This window comes from Thermogemmatispora sp. (assembly GCF_019683755.1).
Lineage (GTDB): Bacteria > Chloroflexota > Ktedonobacteria > Ktedonobacterales > Ktedonobacteraceae > Thermogemmatispora.
The window spans coordinates 1-3,399 of sequence record NZ_JADGHT010000434.1 but is presented as its reverse complement, the minus strand read 5'-3'; the positions used below and the strand labels follow the sequence as shown (position 1 = coordinate 3,399).

Here is a 3,399-nt window from a genome sequence, read left to right as displayed (position 1 = left end):
GCCCGGCAGCAGATCAGGAACAGCCCCGACTTCAGCCCCGCCCTGGACACCGCTGTGTCCACGGATGGGCACAACGCCGCAGTGTTCCTTGCCGACCCAGCCCTGCGACAGGGCAAGGTTAATCACGGCCTTGACGTTTTGGACGCCGAAGGTATGCTGAGTCAGACCCATGCTCCAGATCAGGATGCCGCTGCGAGCCTGGTGAATCAGTTCCGCAAAGCGGCGCATCTCATCGCGTGAGAGGCCGCTGTAACGCTCCAGCATTTCCCAATCTTGTTGCGCTAGCTCAGCCTGCAGCTCTGCCCAGCCAGTGGTATGACGAGCAATAAAGTCATGATTGACCCAGCCCTGTTCAATGAGATACTTCAAGGTGCCGTTGAGGAAGGCGATATCGCCACCAGTAGAGACCTGGAAGAAGTCGTCCATGAGCTTTGTCCCCAAGACGGCGCTCTCAGGCACCGACGGCACCCAGTAGCGAGTCAGGCCCGGTTCCTTGTAGGGGTTGATGACGACGATGCGTGTGCCTGCCTTCTTGGCATAGTACAGGTACTTGGTAGTTACAGGCTGGTTATTGGCGATATCGCTACCAAGCAGGATGAGCAGATCGGTCCCAATCCAGTCCTTGTAGGAAACTGAGGAAGCACCGACGCCCAATGTCTGCTTTAGTGCGACCGTGCTGGGAGAATGGCAAACGCGAGCGGCATTATCGATGTTGTTCGTGCCCAGGAAACGGGCGACCTTCTGGGCAACGTAATAGACCTCGTTCGTAATGCCGCGCGAGGTCAGATAGAAGGCCAGGCGGTCCGGGCGCGTGGCACGGATGCGCTCGGCGATCAGATCAAGGGCTTCATCCCAGGAGACACGCCGGAAGCCGCGGTCACCGCGGTGCCGTACCATCGGGTAGGGAAGGCGACCGAGCTGGCGCAACTGGGGACTGGAGAGCTGCTTGAGGCCCTCGAGGTCGTTGACAAGCCGCTCCCAGGGCATCGCTCCCATTGTATTGAGCTGGAGCAGGTTGAGACGGATCGTACACAGATGGATGCCATCCATCGTCCAATCGCGCATGCCATAGGTACCAAGCGCACAGCCGTCGCAGCAGCCACGCGTCAGGATACGCCAGGCGTAGAGGGGATGGCGCCGATTTTGCCAGACAGTGCGTGCGATCTCGGTAAAGTGATGAGGCTTGCGCTCACCCAGCCCGAAGGGTTTCCAACTGGCCCACAGACGCGGTGAGATGAACTTGTTTACAGCCATAATAGCCTCGCCCTTTCTCTCTGGCTGAAGGTCTAGACAACTACTCGTCACTGGCAAGGACTGCCGATAGCCTTCGTTGAGTGACCCGCCTCTCGTGCCAGAAGTATAATGTCGGTACCTTCTGCGCAGCCGAGGCACAGGCGAGCCAATTGTGAAAAGTGGCCCCCTGTGCCCCGAGACCATGAACAAGCGGATTATGCCGGAGCGGCCTCGCTCACGGCCTCGGCCTCGACGCGCGGCGGGCGAGTGAAAAGCGGCAGCAGGAAGCTAAGAGCCATAATGATAGCCAGGGCCACTAACGCTACAACGTAGCCACCGGTGCGGTCCTTCACCTGAGCGATCAGGATCGGGCCGAGCACACCGCCGGCGCTCCAGGCTGTCAGCATCAGACCATAGATTGAGCCAGAGTTTTTCGGACCGAAGTAGTCGGCAGTAAAAGCGGGCATGGTGCCAAAGCCGCCGCCATAGCAAAGCGCCACGATCAGCGCCGGCACTAGAATGACGGCGAAAGACTTGATGAAGGTAGCCATCAGCAGGAAAAGGACCACCTGCAGGGCAAACATGACCATGAAAACCTGACGCCGCCCGATCAGATCGGAGAGCCAGGCCCAAACAAAGCGCCCGCAGGCATTGAAGATCGAGATCAGGCTGACAAAGAGTGTAGCCAGAGCATCGGGGGCGCCACCGCCAAGGGCGATCTGTTTGGCCTGGGAGATCATGGAGATGCCAGCGGTCACGTTGAGGGCGAGGATGCCCCAGAGGGCATACCATTGCCAGCGCGTCAGGGCTTCACTAGGGGTGAAGTCGCGGGCAGCGCGCTGCGCGATCACCTGAGCGCTGGGGGCCCAACCGGCGGGACGGTAGCCGGCGGGTGGATTAGCATAGAACTGGGAAGCAAAGCCAATCAGAATCAGATAGATGATGCCCAGGGTCATGAAGGCTGGGCCGATACCGTGGGACTGAACGCCGCCACCATAGGCGCTCATCAGCAAAGGACCCACCTGTGAGACGATAACAGCTCCGCCGCCGAAACCAAAGACGGCCAGGCCGGTCACCATACCGCGCTTATCGGGGAACCACTTAACCAGGGTCGCCACAGGCACAATGTAGCCAAGGCCCATACCCAGGCCTCCAAGGACGCCGTAGGCCAGGCAGAGCAGCGCGAGTTGATTGCCGGTGAAACCGGACAAGAAGACACCCAGCCCATAGCAGACAGCCGCAGTGGTTCCTACAATGCGCGGTCCTACCCGATCCATCCAGAAGCCACCGATGGCTGCGGCAATCCCCAAGACGAGAATGGCGATCGTGAAGGGCAGCGTTGCCTGCGTGTTATCCCAACCGTACAACTTCTGCAGCTGAGAGGAGAAGACGCTCCAGGCATAGACGGAGCCAAGAGCGAGCTGCATCACAATGGCCGCGATGACAATAATCCAGCGATTACGTACCTGCGTCGTTGAGGTGGCGGTTGCCATAAGCTCATCCTTTCTGGCCGCTAGTCTCCGCTAGCCTTACCTGTCTAGCTGGCTGGCCTTGCCCTCATGGGCTGGCTACAGTGCCAGCCTCCCTTGCTCGCCGTTGCCGGCTGCTAACAATGAAGTACGTGGGGAAATAGAGATTGACTGACTCAGGCTGACTGACTATGAAAGCCTACGCTGTCCCCGTGGTGGGCGCGCAGCATGGCGCCAGGCAGCAGCTCAGTGTCGCGCCATGCCTTCAACTTGCAGCAGCAGGCTCGTCGGTCCGGAAACTCCTCCTCTAGCCGGCGGTCAGCCAGGCCGCTCTGATGAAGAAAAGAAACAGGCCCCAGGCTGTTTGCCTGACCTCAAGACCGGTCTGCCAGTCGTGCCGCTGCGTTCGTCGGCTCAACTCCACAGCGGAGCAGGGTGCTTTTCCCTCTCCGGCTGGTCTGACTCCCGCTCATGCTCTCACGTCTTCATAAGGCAAAGATGGAGACTTCCCCCATGCGCACAGAGAGACAGCAGAATGAGAGGAGACATCTTGTCCGAGCGCCGCGCAGCTACCTGGCAAAGAAAACCTCAGTGGCCCGGCCTGAGACTTTCAACGCCCGGTTCTTCGCTCAGGGAAACAGTATGTTGAGGAGCAATGATAATCTATAATAAGTATACCAGGCTTCTCTGAGTCAAT

General features: G+C 59.2%; 2 protein-coding genes. Both read right to left on the bottom strand.

Annotation, left to right across the window (positions count from 1 at the left end):
* A partial coding sequence (locus IRZ24_RS18405; RefSeq protein ID WP_297167574.1) for a molybdopterin-dependent oxidoreductase occupies window positions 1–1,254 on the bottom strand: 1,254 nt, incomplete at its 3' end.
* Between the two features lie 194 nt (window positions 1,255–1,448).
* A complete protein-coding gene (locus tag IRZ24_RS18400) occupies window positions 1,449–2,726 on the bottom strand; it encodes an OFA family MFS transporter (protein WP_297167571.1) in 1,278 nt (425 codons plus the stop codon).
* Window positions 2,727–3,399 lie beyond the last annotated feature (673 nt).